General features: G+C 51.2%; 1 protein-coding gene. It reads left to right on the top strand.

The window, feature by feature from the left end; all coding sequences use genetic code 11:
• The coding region (locus tag SB765_RS31435) for a membrane-associated sensor domain-containing protein (protein WP_410932734.1) at positions 1-256 on the top strand (256 nt) is incomplete at both ends.

The raw sequence follows: 256 nt of genomic DNA, 5'->3' as shown, positions 1-256 counted from the left end.
ATTATCGCTTTGTCACTACTGTTACTCCTTCTTGCTTACCGCCTGCCAGCGCGTTTGATACCGCTAAGCACGGCGCTGTTGCTGATTCTCGGCGTGATGTGGAGCTATTGTAGCTACTGCTTTATTGCCTGGTGGCAGCTGCCTTTTGCCTGGCCTCTCAGTGTCATCCTTATGCTCACCGCGCTGGCTGCGCTTTATTATCATCCTCCCTCTTTAATACTGTTTATCATACCCGTATGGCTCACTGCCCTGTTGG

The sequence above is a fragment of the Pseudomonas sp. SIMBA_067 genome (assembly GCF_046534675.1).
Classification (GTDB): Bacteria; Pseudomonadota; Gammaproteobacteria; order Pseudomonadales; family Pseudomonadaceae; genus Aquipseudomonas; species Aquipseudomonas putida.
Note: the sequence above shows the minus strand (reverse complement) of the source record. Positions and strands in the feature narration are given on the sequence as shown.